Source organism: Mycobacterium aquaticum, from assembly GCF_002086485.1.
Lineage (GTDB): Bacteria > Actinomycetota > Actinomycetes > Mycobacteriales > Mycobacteriaceae > Mycobacterium > Mycobacterium aquaticum.
The window spans coordinates 219,705-239,755 of sequence record NZ_MVHF01000004.1; the positions used below are offsets into that span (position 1 = coordinate 219,705).

At 68.3% G+C, this 20,051-nt stretch carries 14 protein-coding genes; 7 read left to right on the forward strand and 7 right to left on the reverse strand.

The window, feature by feature from the left end:
- Positions 1-27 precede the first annotated feature (27 nt).
- Positions 28-1,296 (forward strand): hypothetical protein, encoded by a 1,269-nt coding sequence (locus tag BST13_RS06465; protein WP_083161805.1) that lies wholly within the window; start codon positions 28-30, stop codon positions 1,294-1,296.
- On the opposite strand, the gene BST13_RS06470 is transcribed toward BST13_RS06465, so the two are convergent.
- Both BST13_RS06470 and BST13_RS06475 read right to left on the reverse strand, forming a co-directional pair.
- Positions 1,262-2,887: a peptide chain release factor 3 gene (locus BST13_RS06470; RefSeq protein ID WP_083161807.1), complete on the reverse strand. Its 1,626-nt coding sequence runs from the start codon at positions 2,885-2,887 to the stop codon at positions 1,262-1,264. The two genes, BST13_RS06465 and BST13_RS06470, sit on opposite strands and share 35 nt — an antisense overlap.
- A gap of 99 nt (positions 2,888-2,986) precedes the next feature.
- The gene (locus tag BST13_RS06475; RefSeq protein ID WP_142282749.1) at positions 2,987-3,919 is read right to left on the reverse strand and encodes a hypothetical protein; all 933 of its coding nucleotides are present in this window, start codon (positions 3,917-3,919) and stop codon (positions 2,987-2,989) included.
- Between the two features lie 281 nt (positions 3,920-4,200).
- On the opposite strand from BST13_RS06475, the gene BST13_RS06480 reads away from it, so the two are divergent.
- From BST13_RS06480 to BST13_RS06490, 3 genes are read left to right on the forward strand one after another with little or no spacing between them, the layout of a single operon-like run.
- The gene (locus BST13_RS06480; protein ID WP_083161811.1) at positions 4,201-5,457 is read left to right on the forward strand and encodes a L,D-transpeptidase; all 1,257 of its coding nucleotides are present in this window, start codon (positions 4,201-4,203) and stop codon (positions 5,455-5,457) included.
- Positions 5,430-5,987 carry a hypothetical protein gene (locus BST13_RS06485; RefSeq protein ID WP_083161813.1) on the forward strand — a complete coding sequence of 186 codons (558 nt, stop codon included), beginning with the start codon at positions 5,430-5,432 and terminating at the stop codon, positions 5,985-5,987. Before BST13_RS06480 ends, BST13_RS06485 begins: the two co-directional genes overlap by 28 nt.
- Positions 5,987-7,291, forward strand: a complete 1,305-nt coding sequence (locus tag BST13_RS06490) for a hypothetical protein (RefSeq protein WP_142282750.1) — start codon at positions 5,987-5,989, stop codon at positions 7,289-7,291. Before BST13_RS06485 ends, BST13_RS06490 begins: the two co-directional genes overlap by 1 nt.
- Here BST13_RS06490 and BST13_RS06495 read toward each other — a convergent pair whose 3' ends face one another.
- On the reverse strand, positions 7,292-7,852 hold the full coding sequence (locus BST13_RS06495; RefSeq protein WP_083161817.1) for a TetR family transcriptional regulator: 561 nt from the start codon (positions 7,850-7,852) through the stop codon (positions 7,292-7,294).
- A 78-nt stretch (positions 7,853-7,930) separates the two neighbouring features.
- Here BST13_RS06495 and BST13_RS06500 point away from each other — a divergent pair, with 78 nt between their 5' ends.
- Positions 7,931-8,812 carry an SDR family oxidoreductase gene (locus BST13_RS06500; RefSeq protein WP_083161819.1) on the forward strand — a complete coding sequence of 294 codons (882 nt, stop codon included), beginning with the start codon at positions 7,931-7,933 and terminating at the stop codon, positions 8,810-8,812.
- A gap of 98 nt (positions 8,813-8,910) precedes the next feature.
- A complete protein-coding gene (locus BST13_RS06505) occupies positions 8,911-10,044 on the forward strand; it encodes a DUF7159 family protein (RefSeq protein WP_083161821.1) in 1,134 nt (377 codons plus the stop codon).
- 25 nt (positions 10,045-10,069) lie between these two features.
- On the opposite strand, the gene zwf is transcribed toward BST13_RS06505, so the two are convergent.
- A complete protein-coding gene (zwf, locus tag BST13_RS06510; protein ID WP_211296023.1) occupies positions 10,070-11,569 on the reverse strand; it encodes a glucose-6-phosphate dehydrogenase in 1,500 nt (499 codons plus the stop codon).
- 205 nt (positions 11,570-11,774) lie between these two features.
- Here zwf and BST13_RS38190 point away from each other — a divergent pair, with 205 nt between their 5' ends.
- On the forward strand, positions 11,775-11,924 hold the full coding sequence (locus BST13_RS38190; RefSeq protein ID WP_087074512.1) for a hypothetical protein: 150 nt from the start codon (positions 11,775-11,777) through the stop codon (positions 11,922-11,924).
- Here the strand turns inward: BST13_RS38190 and recD are convergent.
- Genes recD through recC form a run of 3 tightly spaced genes read right to left on the reverse strand, consistent with a single transcriptional unit; the run spans position 11,921 to position 20,029 of the window.
- Positions 11,921-13,570 carry an exodeoxyribonuclease V subunit alpha gene (gene recD / locus BST13_RS06515; protein ID WP_083161823.1) on the reverse strand — a complete coding sequence of 550 codons (1,650 nt, stop codon included), beginning with the start codon at positions 13,568-13,570 and terminating at the stop codon, positions 11,921-11,923. The genes BST13_RS38190 and recD overlap by 4 nt on opposite strands.
- The gene (gene recB, locus BST13_RS06520; protein ID WP_083161989.1) at positions 13,563-16,808 is read right to left on the reverse strand and encodes an exodeoxyribonuclease V subunit beta; all 3,246 of its coding nucleotides are present in this window, start codon (positions 16,806-16,808) and stop codon (positions 13,563-13,565) included. Before recB ends, recD begins: the two co-directional genes overlap by 8 nt.
- Positions 16,805-20,029, reverse strand: a complete 3,225-nt coding sequence (recC, locus tag BST13_RS06525; RefSeq protein ID WP_083161825.1) for an exodeoxyribonuclease V subunit gamma — start codon at positions 20,027-20,029, stop codon at positions 16,805-16,807. The genes recB and recC overlap by 4 nt, the downstream gene beginning before the upstream one ends.
- Between the last annotated feature and the right edge of the window lie 22 nt (positions 20,030-20,051).

A 20,051-nucleotide genomic window follows, 5' to 3' on the forward strand; every position in this document is an offset into this window, starting at 1 on the left:
GTCGGTCCCAGCGTGTTAGATCGCTGCATGCTGCAAGAGGACGCCACGAATGTGCGTGTGTTTCGCGATGACGACGACGGCTATCTGGCCTGGATCGCCGACCACTCCGATGGGCACGTCATCAACATCGCACGAAGCCTGTGGCCGGGCGACGCACGTGTGCACCGCGCCGACTGTCGGACCATCAGCGGTCAGATCCCACGCGGCGCGTTGTGGACTGGACCGTACGTGAAGGTTTGCGCAGAGCATCCGGCCGAACTCGAGCAGTGGGCGAACAATCGGTTGGGAGAGCAGGTGCGGCTGTGCGGGTCCTGCCACCCGGCCCGATCAGATACCGGGTCGGCGTCTCGCAACAGGGCCGAACGCGCGACGGACACCTCGGTGCCCGCAGGGCGCGCGCTGGTCCACGTGGGTAATGGAGTTGTCGAGGCCTGGGCCGACGACTACATCCGTTATGAGGTCAAGCACCGGCCGCCCTGGCAAGAGCAGCTACGGACCGAGATCCGGATGCACTGCGAGCGGCTCAAACCGTCAGCCGGGCAGGTGTTGCACGCAGTGTTCTTCGGCGACAAGCGCGCCAACGCCGACGTCGAGAATGTCCTGCTCTACTGCTTCGGCTCGTTCGCAACTGCCGGCAGCAACGGGATCCGCTTCGAGCACGGTGCCGGCGTGCCGCTCACTGCCGGGGGTGACGCATATCCGTTCTGCTACCGCTACGCACTCGCGCCGCGATCAGGTACCTTCGCCGACTGGCGGCAGGGGCGGACACTTGCGTCGTTCGACTGGACCGATCTGGGCGCGTTCACCGGCGAAAAGATCGCGGCGCAGGTGTGGCTGGCGCTCAGCCGAGGCCAGGCCGAGGTGGCCGAACAAGTGCGCGCGCCCGACACACCATTCGCCGTCAGAGTCGAAGTCCGGCCTCCCCGCGAACATCAGAAGGTCCTGGGCAATCTGGTGAAAGGGGTCTTCGACGGTGTGATCAGCGCCTTCCAGGCCCACACGGACACGACTGTCTTACCAGAGGTCGGCGAGCGAATCGCGAAAGTCGTTGGGGCAATTCCAACAGAAATTGACCAACACCTGCTCGATCGACACCGGGCGGTGCTCGGCGACGTATCACGGCTCGTCTCGCCGTACGGCAAAGGCGTGCAATGGAACCCGGCCGACCACTGGTGTGTTGCCGGTGAGTTGCTCCGCGCGGAGCCGATCGACTCACACTGGGCGATCAAGGGCGAGATCGTCGAGCTCCACCGCTGGAGCCCTACCCCTCAGCCGCCACCAACGACCCGAGCTTGATGGTGGGGTTGTCCCGCTGGAAGCCTTCGAGTCGCCACGGCGTCGAGAAGAGCACGAGCATCACACCGTCGGAGCGGGTCAGAACCTCTGCCGACACTTGGCGATTCACGAAGTCGGCGTCTTCCGGCGACACGATGCGAGCCACTTGGTAGGGCAACGATTCCAGGGAGATCGGTGCGCTGAGTTCGGTGGCCATGCGATGGGCGGCCACTTCGAACTGCATTGGACCGACGGCGGCGAACACCGGCGCCTGGTCGCCGCGCTTGTCGGAGCGCAGCACCTGCACGACGCCTTCTTGCTCCAATTGCTCGATGCCCTTGCGGAATTGCTTGTGCTTGCTGGGGTCGGTGCCGCGAGCCACCGCGAAGTGTTCGGGGGAGAAGCTCGGGATCGGCGGATACTGCACGGGGGCATCGCGATACAGCGTGTCGCCCGGACGAAGGGCCGCTGCGTTGGCGAGCCCGATCACGTCACCCGGCCACGCGTCGTCGAGCGTCGAGCGCTGCTGGCCGAACACCGACTGCGCATACTTGGTGACGAACGGCTTGCCGGTGGCGGCGTGGGTCAGCACGTCGCCGCGTTCGAAGGTGCCCGAGACGACGCGGGCGTACGCGATACGGTCGCGGTGCGCGGAATCCATCCCTGCCTGCACCTTGAACACGAAGGCGCTGAACGGAGTGTTGGGCGCCCGCCGGACGCCGTCCACGTCGAGCGCGCCGCTGGGAGCGGGCGCGAGTTCGACGAGCACGTCGAGCAGCTGGTTCACCCCGAAGTTCAGCGCAGCCGAGGTGAACAGCACTGGCGAGGACTCGCCGCTGAGGAACGTGTCGCGGTCGTAGTCGGACCCGTCCGCCGAGAGCAGCTCGGATTCCTCGACCGCCGTGTCCCAGTCGATGCCCGCGGCGTCATGCGCCGCGTCGGCGGGGATGTGCTCCTCGGGTGCGATGGTGGCCCCGCCCGCGGTGCGGGTGAAGCGGATGAAGTGCCCCTTGCGGCGGTCCATCACGCCCTGGAAATCCCCGGCGATACCGACCGGCCAGGTCAGGGGAGTGGTGCGCAGCCCGATCCGCTCATGGATCTCGTCCATCAGTTCCAGGGCGTGCCGGCCGGGCCGGTCCCACTTGTTGACGACCGTGATGATCGGGATGCCGCGGTGCTTACACACCTGGAACAACTTCAATGTCTGCGGTTCGAGGCCCTTGGCGGCGTCGATGAGCATCACCGCGCAGTCCACGGCCGTCAGCACGCGGTAGGTGTCCTCGGAGAAGTCGGCGTGGCCGGGGGTGTCGAGCAGGTTGATCACGCAGTCGCGGTAGGGGAACTGCAAGGCCGTCGACGTGATCGAGATGCCGCGGGCCTTCTCCATCTCCATCCAGTCCGACACCGTGGAGCGCCGGCCCGCCTTGCCGTGGATCGCGCCTGCCTCGGTGATGGCGCGGGCGTGCAGCGCCAGCGCCTCGGTCAGCGTGGACTTACCGGCGTCGGGGTGGCTGATGACGGCGAAGGTTCTGCGTCGGGCCGCTTCCGCGGAGACACGGTCGCCTTTCGGCGTCTCGGTGGCGGGCGGGGTGTCGAGGGCGTTGTCGGTCATCTCGTCAGCGATGGTATGGCCGACCTGCGGAAAATCCGTAATCGAGTTGAGCAGGTCACGCGTCGCGATGGCTCCACGCGCTTAGTTGAGCGGCGACAGTCAGTATTCGTCGGCGATCGCCTGCGCGACCAGTCGGATCCGGCTCATCTCCGGCGCCAGATCGACGATGCTCACCACGGGTTGCAGCGTCTTACCCGCGACCTGGAACTCATCGCCGACGACGACCTCGAAGACACCGCTCTGAAGGTCGCCGACAAAACGGTGACCGTCGACGGCCGGCTGCGCGCCGTCGTATGCGAGCTGGGCCGGATCTCGATAGTCGAACGACGTGGTCAGCTCGGCGCCGTCGACGCTGAATGTGCAGGTGCTGACCGCGGAGTCCGGCACGTTCCAGTCGATGCGATGCGCGGGCTGTAGTCGCTTGATTGCGGCGCACGGGTCGGCGCCGGTCAGCACCGTGGTCGGAAAATCGGACCGGCCACGCTCCGGCTGTCCCGCGAACTCGCGGATCGCGGTGCGGACCAATTCTTCACCGATCGGGCAGGCATCGACTTTCGGTGGTGCCGTCACCGTCACCATGATCGCCGTAGCGTCGGGATACCGGGCGACGAAGTTGCAGCTCCAGCTCACCACCTGGTCTTTCGGCGGAGCGTTCGGTGCGTCCAACGACGAGGTCGAGCTGACGTCGACCCCGTCGATAGTGCGATGTTTGACCCAGCTGTCCTCTTTGGCCGGCGTCGCCGGACCGACGTTGAGGCCCAGTGAAACGTCGACCTTGTCACCGGGTTCGCCGATCCGAGCGTCGCAACCCAGAACTGAGGTCGGTCCCAGGACCGTCATGGCACGCCCGGCCACGGAGTGTTCGCCGCCGTACAAGGCGCACGTGTCGACGGCACGAACGCTGCGCAGCACGTCCTCTCGGTCAGTGCCGGCCAGGTGTGTCGGCGACGCTGCCGGTGTGGCGGTCTCACCTGCGCACGCGGTCGTCAACAACGCCGATGCCAGCACCGCAAGCCCAATTGCCGTTCGCACGGTCGAAGCCTAGGGCCAGTTTCGGGTCCGCCGACGCGCCAAAATGTGCTCACGCGGGCGGTACCAGATTCGGTGGTACCACGGGCGATAGCGGGTTTCGCGGGCGCCTGGCACCTGCGCAGAGCGTCGTCACGTCGCACATATACCTCGCCCACGCAACGAGCGCATCACGACGCGCGCACTAGCCGTGCCCGTCGCGCCAGACCGGCCGTGCCCCGGTTAGGATTAGCGCACCCGATCGGCGCTCGATCGATACGGCCTTCGCCGGAAAACACATTGGAGTGACGTTGACGTCTGTTCGCCGTGCCTGCCTTGCGGTCGCGTTTGCTGTGCTCGCCGTGCTCGGCGGTGTGGTCGTCACCGCCTTGCCGGACTGCAGCGAGCATTGCCAGACGCTCGCCGCCGCGCCTCCCGGCGCTCCGCAGGCGTCGCCCACCGAGCTGGCCAAACTCACGATCACCCCGAAGCCCAACGCCGAGGTTGATCCGCTGGCGCGCATCCTGGTGACGGCCGAGACCGGCACGATCGACAGCGTCACCATGGTCAACGACGCCGGCAAGGCCATCCCCGGCGTCCTCACCCCCGACGCCAAGACCTGGAAGCCCACGTCCTCGCTCGGCTTCGGCCGCACGTACACGATGACGGTCTCGGCGAAGGGCCCCGGCGGCATGCCGACCCGTCAGGTCACCACCTTCAGCACGCTCACCCCGAGCAACCAGGCGCAGGTGTACCTCGACGGCACCTCGGGCGGCATGCTGCAGGACGGCGCGAAATACGGCGTCGGCATGGTGATCGTCGCGCGCTTCGACGAGCCGATCACCGACAAGGCCAGCGCCGAACGCCGCCTCAAGGTGACCACCAACCCGCCCGTCTTCGGCGCTTGGAACTGGATCGACGATCAGACCGCCCACTGGCGGCCGGAGAAGTACTACACGCCGGGCACGCAGGTCACCGTCAATGCAGACATCTACGGCGCCCGGCTCGGCGACGGCCTTTACGGCGCCGAGGACGAGAAGGTGTCCTTCACCATCGGCGACTCGCACATCTCGATCGCCGACGACAACACCAAGCAGGTCAGCGTCTTCGAGAACGGCAAGCTGGTCCGCACCATGCCGACCTCGATGGGCATGGGTGGCACCGAGACCATCGGCGGCACCACGCTGAGCTTCTGGACGCCACGCGGCATCTACACCGTGATGGACAAGGCCAATCCGGTGATCATGGACTCCTCGACGTTCGGCCTGCCCGTCAACAGCCGGCTTGGCTACAAGGAGACCATCCCGTACGCCACCCGGATCAGCACCGACGGCATCTATCTGCATCAGCTCAACGCCACGGTGTGGGCCCAGGGCAACACCAACACCAGCCACGGCTGCCTGAACCTCAACAGCGAGAACGCCAAGTGGTTCTTCGACTTCTCCGTGCCCGGCGACATCGTCGAGGTCCGCAACACCGGCGGCGAACCGCTGACCCTGAAGCACAACGGCGACTGGAGCGTGCCGTGGGGCCAGTGGATCCAGGGCAGCGCGCTGCGCTGATCGGATCCACGGCCGTGCGGCGGGTGACTCTCATCCTGACGACGGTCTTCGGGTTGGGCGCCGGGCTCACGGCGCCCGCGGCCGCAGCTCCACCTGGCTTCCCTGACTTGAGTGCATTCGCTGAGGCGGACCCGTCGCAGCACGTGCAGCGCTCCAAGTTCGACACGGTCGGGTTCACGACGCCGACGCTGACCTGCAGCTGGGACTACATCGACGAGGCCAACCGGCACGTCCCGGTCCAGTGCTACGGACAACTTCCCGGGCTGCCGGGAGCAGTGGGCGTGCGCTGCGGCACGGTCTACCAGCCGGCCCGCTCGTCTGCAGACACCTATGTCTCCCCGGTCTATGTGTTCAGCCGCGACGGCGACACGACGTGCGCGCGGCCCGACGGGTTTCCGCGGCTGGCCGTGGGCCAGAAGCTCACGGCGACCAACAACACCTGCGCGGTCACCGACGGCGGCGTCGCGTGCATCGACCCGATCCTGAACCATGGCTTCGTGCTGCAGCCCGCGGGCAGCTGGGTGTTCTAGTGCGTCGGTGGATGATCGTCGCGCTCGCGGTGTCCCTCGCCGTCGTCGTGGCGATCGTCGCGGTCGTGTTGTGGACGCGCCGCGACCCGGACGAGGCTGCGCCGACGCCACAGCTGATCGGGTTCTCGCTCGACCGCACACCGGTCGACCGGTGGCGGATCACGACGAGTGCCGACCTCGGACTGCCCGACGACGTCTCCATCGGCAAATCGTTCGGCAGCAGCGGCGACCGCGCCTACTTCGTCACCGAGTGTGGCTCCCGGTGCGGCGGCGGGTTTGTCTACGGGGTCGACCTGCGAAGCGGCGCCCGGCTCTTCACGCCCGTACTGCTCGACGGATCCGACGACCACACCTGCCACCTCAACGGCCCGTCGGCGGCGATCTGCCTGTCCGGGAAGCGCGTCTGGGTCGTCGACCTCGAACGGGGATCGGTGTCCCACAGCGGGGACACCGATCTGCAGGAGGACGGAGTCGACGGGCCGATCGTGAAGTCGGTCGGGAATCCGCGCGGCGAGACACGGCTCGTGGCGACCGTGCCCGGCAAGGGCGTCTATGGCGTGGGGTCGACGGCCCAGCTGACGTGGTTCGTTCCCGGCAGTGGTCAGCTGGTGCTGTTGCCGCCGACGGTCACCGACGCCGCGCCGCTGACATTGGCCACGCAGATCCCGACCCCGGACGCTCCGCGCTACCGCGTGTTCTCGGTCGTCGACGGCACGGAGAAAACACCCAAGCCGCCAGATGGCACGACGCTGCACCGGGCCGTCGTCTATCCCGGCGGTTTCGCGTATCAGTACGAGGCCGGCGCCACCGCGGGCGTGCTGTTCTACAACACCGCGGGCGCGCTGCAGGCGCAGCACGAACTCAAGGGCTACAACCTGCTCGACAACATCGCCGTCCCGGTCGTGCTCGACCAGCCGGTCTTCCGGGTCTACGCGCCGGACGGGCAGCAACGTCTCGAACTACCCGCGGCCGACGCGCTGTACCGGGCCCCGCAATTCCGGGTCGTCGGCAACGACCTCTACGTCGAGTCCGGGCAGGCCTGGCAGCAATGGAACCTGCAGACCGGTCAGGCTGGGGCGACCTGTCCGCTCGACTTCACCCACTTCGTGGGTTCCGACGGGCGGATCGTGCTGAGCGAGGAATACCACGGCTATACCCGTGACGTCATCGCCGTCGACACCGCCAATTGCCAGGAGCGCTGGCGCATCACCGTGGACGGCCGCGATGACGTCGTCGAACAGGTCGGCACCGCGCTCATCCATCGCACGGCCCACGAACTGGCGGCGCTGCGCCAGCCGTCGTGATCAGGCCGTCAGAGCCCGGAGCTCATCGAACGACGACGCGATGACGGCCGCCAGCCCGGCCCCCGAATCGTCGGTGATCCACCGCGTGAACGCGACCTTGAACACCGCCATCCCCGTTTCGGCGGCCAACCGTGCGGCCGCGTCACCGACGCCGCGGCGGCGCAATGCCTCGGCCATCTCGACGGTCAGCGTCGCGAGCTTGATGAGTTCGCGTTCCTGAAGCCCGGGGTGGGCGTCGATGATGGCCTGGCGGCGCCGGGCATGGTCGACGCGGCCCTCGAACACCGGCCCGAGCGCGGCGAGCGCCGTGGCGATGACGTCGAGCGGACGCGCGTCGTCGGGAGCTTCGGCGATGCCGGTGACGAGGAGTTCGGTGAGCAGGGCCTGCCCGCCGAACAGCACCTCGCGCTTGTCGGAGAAGTAGCGGAAGAACGTGCGCTCGGTCAGCCCCGCCCGCTCGGCGATTTCGGCGACGGTCGTCTGGTCGAATCCGCGTTCGGTGTAGAGCTGCAGCGCGGCTTCTGCCAGGCGATCGTGCGCGTTGGGCTCCCACCGGCTCATAACCTTCGAGTCTAGGGAATGTCAGTGACTGTCATCGCGTTGTGCGGCTATGGCAGTCACTGACATCAGGAGGTTTTCATGAAGGTCTTCGTCACCGGCGCGTCCGGATTCGTGGGTTCGGCGGTCATCCGCGACCTCATCGCCAACGGACACGACGTCCTGGGCCTGGCGCGCTCGGACGCGTCGGCCGATGCCCTCACCGCGGCGGGAGCCCGTGTGCACCGCGGTGATCTGAACGATCCGGACAGCCTGCGCGCAGGTGCCGACACCAGCGATGGCGTCATCCACCTGGCGTTCCGCCACGACTTCGACAACTTCGCCGACGCCGGAGAGCTGGACCGTCGCGCCATCGAGGTCATCGGCACCACGCTGGCCGGCTCGGACCGCCCGCTCGTCGTCACCTCCGGCATGGCGGGCCACACCCCGGGCCGGGCTCTCACCGAGAACGACGCATTCCAGCCCGGGCTGCCTCGGTTGTCCGAGCCCGCTGCGCTGGCCTTCACCGACAAGGGTGTGCGGGTCTCGATCGTGCGGCTCTCGCCCACGACGCACGGCGAGGGCGACCACGGCTTCGTGCCGCGGCTCATCCAGATCGCGCGCGAGAAGGGTGTCGCGGCCTACATCGGCGACGGCACCAACCGCTGGCCGGCCGTGCACCGCCTCGATGCCGCGCCGCTGTTCCGGTTGGCCGTCGAACAGGCTCCCGCCGGGACGGTTCTGCATGCCGTCGCCGAGGAGGGGGTGGCGGGCCGCGACATCGCGACCGCCATCGGCGGGCATCTCGATCTGCCGGTGACCTCGGTCCCCGTCGAGCAGGCCTTCGACCACTTCGGGTGGATCGGCGGCATGTTCGCACTCGACATCCCGGCGTCCAGTGCCTTGACGCGGGAGCGGTTCGGGTGGGAGCCGACCGGCCCCGGATTGCTCGACGACCTGGCCCAGGGTCACTACTTCGCGTGAAAACGACTGGTAGACGGCGCTGTTGACAGGCGGAACGGGCGACGGCGCCGTCGTACCGGTACCCTCATGGGCGATTGACGAACGATCGGAGGTCATCCATGGACCTCGTACTGGGTCTCTCGATGACATCGAACGTCGTCCGGTGGGTGCTGGTCGACGGGATCACGGGCGAGGGTGCCCCTGTCGACCGCGGGGCACTGGACATATCCGACGTCGACACGTTTGACGCCGAGGCGCTGCTGGAAAACGTGCTCGGCGGCGGCGAATTGCACGCTGTCGGCCTGACCTGGTCGACGGGCGCCGACGCGGTGGCCGCCAAGGTCCGCGCGGCGCTCGACGCCGTCGGTGGCGGAGCCCGCGTGGTCGATGTACCCGAGGTCGAAGCCGCCGAGGTTCTGGCCGGCGGCATCGCCGAGATCTCCGACTACCACTTCCTCGTCGTCTGCCTGGTCGAACCCGACGCCGCGCTCATCGCGACGGTCAACGACCAGCGCGTGCGGGCTGAGCGCATCGACCGCATCGACTCCGCCCTGGTCGATCAGGCCAGCTCCGCGGTCCGCAACGCCCGCCCGAGCCCCGACGCGGTCTTCGTCCTCGGATCCGACGTCGAAGCCGCCGACGCGCTGGTGACCGTATTGCGTGACGAGACGACCCGGCCGGTCTTCACCGCCGCCGAAGCCGACCTCGCACTGACCCGCGGAGCCGCCTTGGCCGCGGCCCGCACGGTCAACGCCGCGCCCGCACCGGTTGCGAAACCACTGATGTCCCGCGTCGGGGTGCTGTCCTCGGTGCTGGCCGCCGCGGTCGTCGTTTTCGTCGTCTCGTTGTCGCTCGCGCTCGGGCTGCGACTGACCCCCGAGTCGACAGAGCTCAACAACACCGGCGCCGTCGAGCAGTCGGTCCGGCCCGCCGCGCCGCCGGTGGCACAGCCCGCCGTCGTCCATCCCGCGCCGCCACCGGCCGCCCCGCCACCGGTCCACGAGACCGTCGCCGCCGCTCCGCCACCCGCACCCGTGCAGGAGGCTTCGGTCCCCGAACCGGCATACGTTCCGCCGGCCCCCGAACCCGAATACGTGCCGCCGGCTCCGGAACCGGCTTACGTCCCACCGACCCCACCGGAACCGCCCGTCTACGTGCCGCCGCCGGTTCCGGTGTATGCGCCTCCGCCGCCCCCGCCCCGACTGCGTGACCGGATCATCGAAAAGATCCCGCTGATCAACCGTTTTCACTGACGACCGCAGTGACGGATGTGACGACCTACTCCCGCCACACCCGTTCGAACGGCAGCCGCCAGGCATTCGGCGCGATCAACTGATGGATGGCGTTGGGCCCCCACGTGCCCTGCGGGTACATCTTCACCACCGGTGGATCCTGCAGCAGCGGTTCTGAACGCTCCCACAGGGACTCGATGCCCTCGGCGGTGGTGAACAGCGTGTGATCGCCACGCATGGCGTCGAGGATCAGCCGCTCGTAGGCCTCCAGGACATCGGCGATCTCGGCGGTCTCCTGGGTGGAGAACTGCATCGAGAGCTTTTCCAGCCGCATGCCCGGCCCGGGTCGCTTGCCGTAGAACGACAACGACACCTTCGACGCGTCGGCCAGATCGAAGGTCAGGTGATCCGGCCCCTGCGCGCCGACCCCGGATCCCGCCGGGAACATGGTCCGCGGTGCTTCTTTGAACGCGATCGAGATGATCCGCTGACCCTCGGCCATCCGCTTGCCGGTCCTTAGGTAGATCGGCACGCCGGCCCAGCGCCAGTTGTCGATGCCGACCTTCAGCGCGATGAACGTCTCGGTCTCCGAATCCGGCGCCACGCCCTTCTCATTGCGGTAACCCTGGTACTGCCCGCGCACCACCTCGGCGGTGTTGAGCGGCAGCATCGACCGGAACACCTTGTTCTTCTCTTCGCTGATGGCGCGTGGCTCCAGTGCTGTCGGCGGCTCCATCACCACGAACGCCATCACCTGGAACAAGTGGGTGACCACCATGTCCTTGAAGGCGCCGGTGCTCTCGTAGAAGTTGGCCCGCTGGTCCAGGCCGAGGGTTTCGGGGATGTCGATCTGGATGTGGTCGATGAAGTTGCGGTTCCAGATCGGCTCGAACAGACCGTTGGCGAACCGGAACGCCAGGATGTTCTGCGCCGCTTCCTTACCGAGGAAGTGGTCGATCCGGAAGATCTGGGATTCCTTGAATGTCCTGTGCACGAACGCATTCAGCGCGACCGCGCTCTGCAGATCGGTGCCGAACGGCTTCTCCATGACCACCTTGGACCGCTTCACGAGGTCGGCCTCTTTGAGCATGGTGATGACCGACTCGGCGGCTTTGGGTGGTACCGACAGATAGTGCAGCCGACGGACATCGGGGCCCAGCTCTTCTTCGGCGGTGGCGACGGCTGCGGCCAGGGCCGCCGGGCCCGCGCTCTGTGGCACGTACTGCACCTTGTCGGCGAAGCTCTTCCACTGCTCGTCGGTCGGGTGACGGGTGGCGAACTCGTCGACAGCGGCCTTGGCGTGCTCGAGGAACTGCTCCTTGGTGTAATCCTCCAAAGAGGTGGCCACCACCCGGATGTCGGGGCTGAAACTCGACTGGTCCAGATACGCCAGCCCCGGGATCAACTTCCGCTTCGCCAAATCCCCGGTGGCGCCGAACAGCACGATGACGTGCGGCGGCAGCACCTCGCCGTTGGGACGCGTCGGACGGGAACCGGGTGCGGGGTAGGCGACGGTCTGCGCTTTTTCGGGAGCCACGGTTTGCATCCTGGCAGGCTGCCGTGCACTGATGGCGTCGGTTGGGTTAACTCGCGTGGAGATGGCCCGCTGGCGGCGGTTGCCGTCTGAATGGATTCACCAAGCTCAGCTATACATTTCGCCCGGAAATTGTTAACCAAATCGACGCTCGATCTGGCTGTGATCCAAGCAACAAGAGCGCTACAGTGTGACCGCAACCATAGAAAGGGCGGTCATGGTCGGAGCATTTATTGGCAGTCTCCTGCTGGTGCTGGGCCTCGTCGCAATCGCAGCCGTCGTCGTAGCGGTCGTGATGGGTCTGCCCACGTTGGCCATCACCATCGGCCTCATCTCCGGCGCGTTCTTCGCCGGACGGGCTGTTTAGGTTCTGAGCCGCTTTCGCAGGCCGGTCGCGCGCACTGCCTGCCGGGTGATGGCTGCGCGCACCTCGGCTTCGGTCCCGACGACGCGCACGCGTGTCTTGGCCCGGGTGACCGCGGTGTAGAAGAGTTCCCGTGTCAAGAGTCGTGACTCGATGTCCGGCAGCAGCACGGTCACCTCGTCGGCCTGGCTGCCCTGCGATTTGTGGATGGTCATGGCGTGCATGGTCTCCACTTCGGTGAGCCTGCCCGTCGCGAACGATCCGTTGCCGCCCACCGCGACCCGCAAGCCGTCCGGCGTGGCGACCGTGACGCCGGTGTCGCCGTTGTACAGCTTGAGCCCATAGTCGTTGGCGGTCACCAGGATTGGCCGCCCGACATACCACGACGCCCACAGCGGCTCGCCTGTCGCGTCGGTGAGCCAGCGTTGCACCTGACGGTTCCAGTGCATGACACCGGCCGGTCCCCGGCGATGCGCGCACAGCAGGCGATGCTCGTCGAGCGTTTTCAGCGCCGCCGTGGCATCGCCCAGGATCGCCGCCTGCCGTAGCGCAACGGCATGCGGCACAACGACTTCCCGCAACCGCTCGGTGACGTCGGTGGTCACCCACTCGATGTGCTCGTCGCCCGTGGCCAGCACGTGCAGCGCCGCATCGGCGTCACCGACCCGGATCGCCGTGGCCAGTGCGCCGATCGACTTGCCGAACCGGTGGGAGGTCCGCAACGCCGCCACCCCACGCGTTCCCAGCCCGTCGACCAGATCGGCCAGCACCGCACCGGCCTCCACCGACGCCAGCTGATCGGGATCACCCACCAGTAGCAGCCGGGTCTGCGGGCGTACCGCCTCCAGCAGCCGGGCCATCATCGTCAGCGACACCATCGACGTCTCGTCGACCACGATCACGTCATGCGGCAATCGGTTTCCGCGATGGTGGCGGAACCGCGACGAGGTGTCCGGCCGCGGACCGAGCAGCCGGTGCAGGGTGGTGGCCTGCAACCCGGCCAGCCGTCGGCGGTCGACCAGGTCGAGCCGGTCCACCTCCAATTGCACGGCTTCCTGCAACCGGGCCGCAGCCTTACCTGTCGGCGCGGCGAGCGCGATCCGCAACGACCGGTTACCGGTCAGCGCCGCCTGCTCCGCCAGCAATGCCAGCAGCCGCGCCACCGTGGTGGTCTTGCCGGTGCCAGGGCCGCCGGTCAGCACCGTCAGCCCGTGCGACAACGCCACCTCGGCGGCAGCCTGTTGCTCGTCGAATCCCGTTGGGAACAGCCGTGATACATCGGGAAGAGCGCCGGACGGGCGAGTGCCGACGAGGGTCAGCACGTCGTCACGCACCTGTTGCTCCTCGCGCCAGTACCGGTCCAGGTACAGCTGCTCGTCGAACAGCCGCAGCACCGGCCCGGTGCTCAGCAGCGGGCTCGCACTCACCGCGGCCAGCCACTTGTCCGGATCGGGCCACGGCAGATCGGGCAGGTCGACCTGCGCAGCCACCGACCGCAGATCCACACACACGGAACCGGCGCGCAGCGCCCGCACCGCGAGCGCCACGGCCAGAGTCACCGAATCGTCAGCCTCGCCGCCCAGTGCGGTGAGCCGTCGCGCCACCTGCACGTCGGCGGGCTCGAGGATCTCGGTGAAATGGTCAAGCATCGAGCAACTCCGACACTGCCACCACGAGCGCGGCGGGCGGCTCCCAACTGAACACCCCGGCCGGATGGCCGTCGACGACAGGGGTGGCGGCCCCGCACATGCCACGGACGAACAGGTAGATCACCCCACCGAGATGGGTCGCCGGATCGTAACCAGGTAATCGCCAGGTCAGGAACCGGTGCAGCACAACGCTGTACAGCAGAGCCTGCAGCGGATAGTCCGAATGCAGCATGGCCTCGGCCATGCGGTCACGCGTGTAATCGGCGGCGGTCAGCTCGGCGTCGCCGGTGCCCAGCCAGTTGGTCTTGTAATCCACCACCACGAACCGGGATCCGATGCGCAGCACCGCATCGACCGAACCCGACAGGTATCCGCGCAGCGGCTGGTTGCCGAGGACTCCGCCGGACAACCGCTGGGCGTACGACGCCACGGGATCGTCGCCGGGCAGATGCGTGCGCAGCAGCGCACCGACGTCGGAGAGCCGGGCGAACTTCCCGGCCCGCAGATCGCCACCCGCCATCGGGAACTCGAAGTCCAGTTCCCGCAACCGGTCTCGCAACCCGATCTGGCGTAGCGTCACGCCGGGAGCCAGCGGGCCCAGGGGCGTGTCGTGCATGGGGACGAGCGCGGCCGCCAACTCGTCGGCCTCGATCTCGACGGGCCAGCGCGCCGCATGTACCCGCACCTGCGCGGCCAACTCGGCACCGAGATCGGCGGCGAACGGGTCGGCCGTTTCCAAGACCGCGTGCACCAGGGAGCCGAACGCCGCGCCGGTCGGCAGTTGGGCCATCGGGGACGGGATGTCGCTGCCGGCGACGGTGGGTATGGCGAGAACGTCGTCCACGACATTGACCTCGTCGTCGAGTTCGGTGACCTCGGGCTCGCTGGTGACGCCCGAATCATCGGCTGCGCGAAGCAGACCCGAGTACGACGTGCGCCGCCACGAGGTGTCGATGGCGCGGTGGAAGTGCCGGGTGGCCAGGTCCTCGGCCGGCGCGGGGGCCGGGACGGGGGTGAAGCCCTCGACGACGGACTCCTCGATCACCGGGCCACCCGCCGCCTCCCACGCCCGCAGCCGGTCCAACGCGTCGGCATCACCGATCTTGACCGGCGTGCACTTGTCCGGCACCGCCGACTCGCCGGGCCTGCGGCCCCGCAGCAGCCGCGACAACCCGCCGTTGGGTTCATCACGCGACGGCGCCCACCACGCCACCACCTGGGACTGGGCCCGCGTCATCGCCACGTAGGTGAGCCGGCTGTCGTCGGCGGCCGCCTCGGCGCGGCCGGCCCGCGCCACCGCCGGATCGGCGCCCCCGATGTGCAGACACCGCACGCCGTCGTCGTGAAAGAGGATCAGATCCGGTTCTGGCACATAGCGATTGAACGCGAACGGTAGATACACGATCGGATACTGCAGCCCCTTGCTGACCCACACCGTCATGATCTGCACGGCCGCGGCGTCACTGTCCAGGCGACGGTTGCGTTCGGTTTCCCCGCCGCCCTCTGAACGTTGGGTGCGCAGCCAGTCCCGCAGCGCGGGCAGCCCGAACCCTTCCCGGTGGGCGGTATCGCCCAGCAGCTGGGTCATGTGGGCCAGATCGGTCATCAACCGCTCGCCGCCCTGCCAAGACAGCACGCGGCGGCCCATGCCGGCCAGCTGGGCGGCCTCGAAGATCGCCGCGACCCCGCGCTCACGCGCCTGCCCGGCCCATGTGCGCAAGGTGTCGGCGATCCGGTCGGTCAGCGCATCACCGCCCGCAGCAAGGGATTCGGCCGTCTCGCCGAAGAACATGGTGGCCGCGGCCGCACGCACCAGCCCGGTGCGGTGCGGCTGGTCGAACGCCTCCAGCAGATACAGCCAGTCTTCGGCGGCCTCGGAGTTGAACACGTCGGAGTCCCCGGTGTACACCGCCGGGATTCCCGCGGTCAGCAGTGCGGTGTGACACGCCCTGGCGTCCTTGTGGGTCTCGGTGATCACGGCGATGTCGCGGGCCTGCACGGGCCTGCCGTCGAAGGTCGCCCCGCTGGTCAGCAATGCGCCGATGTCGGCGGCCAGGTCCCGGCCGATGTGGGTGCGGAGCCGGTCGATGGGGATGGTCTTGGCGTCCTTGCCGTTTCGGCTCACGACGCGCAACCGGAACGGGTCGTTGTGCGGTGCGCCGGCCAGGCGGTGACCCTGGTGGTGAGCCTCCACCTCGTGGACCACGATGTCGGACCCGCCCAACTGCGCGCCGCGCAACACCACCTGCAAGCGGTCCACCAGGGCACTGTCGCTGCGCCAGTTGGTGCCCAGCGTCTGCTTGTCCCCGGCGGTCGCGGCGGCCCGCAGATACGTGTCGATGTCTCCGCCGCGGAAGGCGTAGATGGCCTGCTTGGGGTCACCGATCAGAATCAGCGTCGAATGGCCGGAGAAGGCCCGTTCGATCACCTGCCACTGCACCGGGTCGGTGTCCTGGAATTCATCGACCATCACGATCGGCCACCGTTGATGCATCCGCACCCGTGCCGGTGAATCCGGCGCCGCCAGAGCCGTTGCCAACCGGGTCAGCAGATCGTCGTAGCCCAGCACGCCGCGACGGCGCTTGCGGATCTCCAACTCGGCCAGCACATCCCGGGCGAAGCTCAGCCGAACTGTGGCCGGTGAATCGGGGTCGGGATCGGTGGGCCGCAGCTCGGTGGCCGGATTGGCCACCACGGTGCGGGCCAGTCGCAGCGCGGCGGCGTAGTCCAGCAGCGGATGATCTTTCTGAGCGCCGAAGCGGGACAGATAGAGGTCGTCGACGATCTCGCAGACCAGGTCGTCGAGGCTCTCCACCAGTGTCACCCCGGAATCGCTGTCACCGGCGACGCCAAGGGATTTCAGCACGATCTGGCAGAACTGGTGCGTGGTGGCGATGGTCGCGGCGTCGAATCCGGCCAGGGCGTCCCGTAGCCGTTGCCTGCGGGCGTCCTGATCTTCGGCGATCAGGTAGGTCTCCAGATCGTTGCGGGCCCGGGCCGGGTCGGTCAATGCGGCCAGGGCGCAGACGATTTGATCACGAACCCGTTCGCGTAGTTCCTGACTGGCGGCCCGGCCGAACGTGATGAGCAGCATCTGATCCAGCGTCGCGGCGCCCTCGGCGACCAGGCGGGTGACCAGCCCGGCCAACGCGAACGTCTTACCGGTGCCGGCGCTGGCTTCGAGCACCGTGGTGGTGTTGGGGCGCGGCAGAGGCCCGAGCAGATCGAAAACCTTCACCGCGCCGCCCTTTCGGCCCGCAGCATCGGCAACCACAGCCGGGCTGCGTAGGCGCCCAGCCGGTGGGTTTCGCCGGGCACCTCCTCGCCCGGGCGCAGCGGCTGCATCAGGTCCCGCAGCCAGGCCCCGCGACCCCAGGCCCGCACGTGGGCGGGTTGCTGATCTTCGCCGGGATAATTGCCGCTGCGCCAACGGTATCCGGCGGCCTGCTCGGGATCGTCGCCGGTGTGCCGGGCTACCGCCCAGGCGTATGACGTCTTCACCGGCAACGGCAATGGTTCGCGCCGGCCGGCGTCGTAGATCCGTACCAGGTCGATCAACAGCTCAACCGGGTCATCCGGACTGTCCAGGCCCTCGGCACGCGGTGTGGTCCCGCGCTTGGGCCGGCCGATGCACACCGCAGAGAAATCTCGGCCGGGATACTGAGCGGCCAAGGCCAGCAAGGGAATCCAGGACTGCAGCAAGTGCTTGCCGTCGAGCTTGGAGTAGGTCACCGAGACCAGGCGCTCGCCGAAGACGGGGGACACCGTGCCAGTGAGTCGTCGCCCGCCGCCCAGGTCGATGTCCACGTCGTAGGCCTGGGATTCCACGCCGCGGTGGTGTTGTGCTTCGGCCGCGAGCGCCGCGCACTGCTCGCGGATCGCGCCTGCCGTGCGCCAGCCGAGCTGCCCGGGCGGCAGCGTGCCACGCCGCCACTCGGCCTGCTGGGCGTCGGCCGGGGCCAGACCACGCAGCATGTCATGCAGCATGCGGTCGCCGACCGTCCACTCCTCCAACGCGTCGATGTCGACGGGCATGACGTCCGAGACACCCTCGACCTCCCACGGCAGGGTGTAGTCCAGCGCCCGGAAAAACCCTTTCACCGGGTCGTTGAAGAAGCCCACCAGATCGGCCAGCACCACGTCGTCGGGCGGTGGCGGTGGCAACGGGTCGGCGAAAAACGCTGGGCGCTCGGCACGTTGGCCGGTGTTGGCCTGCGCGGCGGTCAACGCCGTCGGGTCGAACGTGAACGGTTCGCCGGGCACCATCGCCCCGGGAATGACGTTGCGAATATCGAACGGCTGCAACGGGTGATGCGTGACGATGTCCAGCGGCTGCGCGGTGGTGATGTCGAGGGTATCGAGCAGCTCGGCCAACGGGACCGCAGGTGGGCGCGGTTGCCCGGAGTACTCGTTGGCGCCGGTGTAGGTGACCACGAGCGTCTCGGTGGCCGCGCCGATCGCGTCGAGCAGCAATTGCCGGTCTTCCGAACGGATGTCGCGCTCGCCCGTCACGGGATCGCGGGCCAGCGCGTCATCGCCGTCGACCGCCCCCAGCCGCGGGAACACCCCGTCGTCCAAACCGACCAGGCACACCACCCGGTGCGGCACCGAACGCATCGGGACCATGGTGCACACCGTCAGCGTGCCGGTCCGGAAGTTGGCGCGCGTCGGCCGTCCAGCCAGGTGCCGCTCCAGCAGGGCGCGAATATCGGGCAGTCGCAACATGGTTGACGCATCGGCGGTCGAGAGGATGTCGTCGAACTCGCGCTGCACCTGTGTGCGCGGCCAGTCCTCGTCATCGAATGCGAGCGCGTCGATATCGGCGGTCAGCTCGGCCAGCCACTCGGCCAGGGTCTTGGTGCCGCTGAGCCCGCGTACCGCGTTGTGCAGCTTCTCGACGAAGTCGGCGAAGCGCCCGGCCAACTCCACGCGGTTGCTGCTGACGTCGTCGAGTGGCAGCGTGGTGCCCAGCCAGGCGTGCGAATCGTCGGACATCGCCACACCGGCCAGCACCCGGTCGATACCGAAACGCCAGGTGTTGTGCAGGAAGTCGACGCCATACGGTCGACGGTGCTCCTGATCGAATCCCCAACGGATGTTGGCTTCACGCACCCACGCCGTGACGGCGTCCAGATCGTCGTCGGTGAAGCCGAACCGCGCCCGCACCGGAGCCGACTCGGCCAGGTTGAGCACCTCGCTCGCCCCGGCCCGGCCACCGGCCAAGGTCAGCAGCCGCGCCGCCACCGACAACAACGGGTTGGTCTGCACCAGCGCCCGGTCGGCCAGCCGGACCCGCAGCCGGTGCGCGGGATGGGCACCGTGCACCACATCGCCGAGCCCGAACCCGGCGGTGATCAACGGCGCGTAAGTCTCGATGTCGGGGCACATGACGAGGATGTCGCGGGGCTCGAGCGTGGGATCGTCGGCCAGCAGGCCCAGGAGCACCTCGCGCAGCACGTCGATCTGCCGGGCCGGGCCATGACAGCTGTGCACCTGCACCGACCGATCGTCGACGCGGTGTACCCGGCCCTGCGGGCGCACCTCGTCGGCGGCGATGTCGGACTGCAACCAGCCCAGAAGGGTGTCGGGATGGCTTGGTGCGCCGAGGAATTCGTCGGTCGCGGGCACCGGGAGCAGACGTTGCAGCTCGCGCAGGTCACGGCCCAGGGTCGCCGACAGCGGGTGGGTGACCGCGCGGTGGCTCGTATCGGTGCGGCGCGGCACCGCACCCTTCTCGGCGGCCAGCGCCTGCCACAGCCGGTCACTGGGATGCGGCAGCCACAGGTGCAGATCGTGGTGCACGGCCAGGGCGTCGAGCAGCTCGATCTCGGTCACCGGCAGCCGGGTGTGCCCGAAGAGTGACAGGCGTTCAGGCAGGTCGCTGTGCGATTCCCGCAGCCGGGCAAGGGTTTTCGCATGCCGCACGTGAGGTGGGTCGGCATCGATGCGGGTGGTGAGCGCTTGCCACAGCGGCTGCTGCCAGGCCAGGTCGTCAGGGATGCCCGCCCAGTCGACGAGCAGCTGCGGGCGTTGCCGGGCGTATGACGCGAAGATCCCGGCGAGGCGTCGGGCCACCGCGTACCGACGGCCCTGCCGCAGCTCGCGTTCCTCACCGCCTTCGAACCGGCCCAGATGGGTGGCCAGCGCTGTGCACCACGGGGCTTCGAGGTTGTCGTCGATGACCGCGAGCAGTGGCCACACCAGCGCCTCGGGGGACCACGGATCGTCGTCCTGCGTTCCGGTGATCTCCGCGATCAGCGAGCGCGGGTTGCGGAACTGCACGGCCGCGCAGACGCCCAGCCGGTTGGAGAGCCGCTGACTCAGCCAGCGCTCGACGCCCTTGGCCGGGACGAGCACCAGCTCTTCGGCGAACGGATCGGGCAGGGGAGCGGACAGCAGCGCACCCAGCCCGTCGGCGAGCAGATCCGTGCGCTCAGCCCGGTGCAGATGCAGTGCCATCGTCCCTACCCTATGGCGCGCC

What these genes read in the sequence shown, in the direction of transcription:
- BST13_RS06465 (WP_083161805.1), top strand. Translation starts at nt 28, where the DNA reads ATGCTGCAAGAGGACGCCACGAATGTGCGTGTGTTTCGCGATGACGAC.
- recD (WP_083161823.1), bottom strand. Translation starts at nt 13,570, where the DNA reads ATGCTTGACCATTTCACCGAGATCCTCGAGCCCGCCGACGTGCAGGTG.
- recC (WP_083161825.1), bottom strand. Translation starts at nt 20,029, where the DNA reads ATGGCACTGCATCTGCACCGGGCTGAGCGCACGGATCTGCTCGCCGAC.
- zwf (WP_211296023.1), bottom strand. Translation starts at nt 11,569, where the DNA reads ATGCAAACCGTGGCTCCCGAAAAAGCGCAGACCGTCGCCTACCCCGCA.
- BST13_RS06500 (WP_083161819.1), top strand. Translation starts at nt 7,931, where the DNA reads ATGAAGGTCTTCGTCACCGGCGCGTCCGGATTCGTGGGTTCGGCGGTC.
- BST13_RS06505 (WP_083161821.1), top strand. Translation starts at nt 8,911, where the DNA reads ATGGACCTCGTACTGGGTCTCTCGATGACATCGAACGTCGTCCGGTGG.
- BST13_RS06495 (WP_083161817.1), bottom strand. Translation starts at nt 7,852, where the DNA reads ATGAGCCGGTGGGAGCCCAACGCGCACGATCGCCTGGCAGAAGCCGCG.
- BST13_RS06470 (WP_083161807.1), bottom strand. Translation starts at nt 2,887, where the DNA reads ATGACCGACAACGCCCTCGACACCCCGCCCGCCACCGAGACGCCGAAA.
- BST13_RS38190 (WP_087074512.1), top strand. Translation starts at nt 11,775, where the DNA reads ATGGTCGGAGCATTTATTGGCAGTCTCCTGCTGGTGCTGGGCCTCGTC.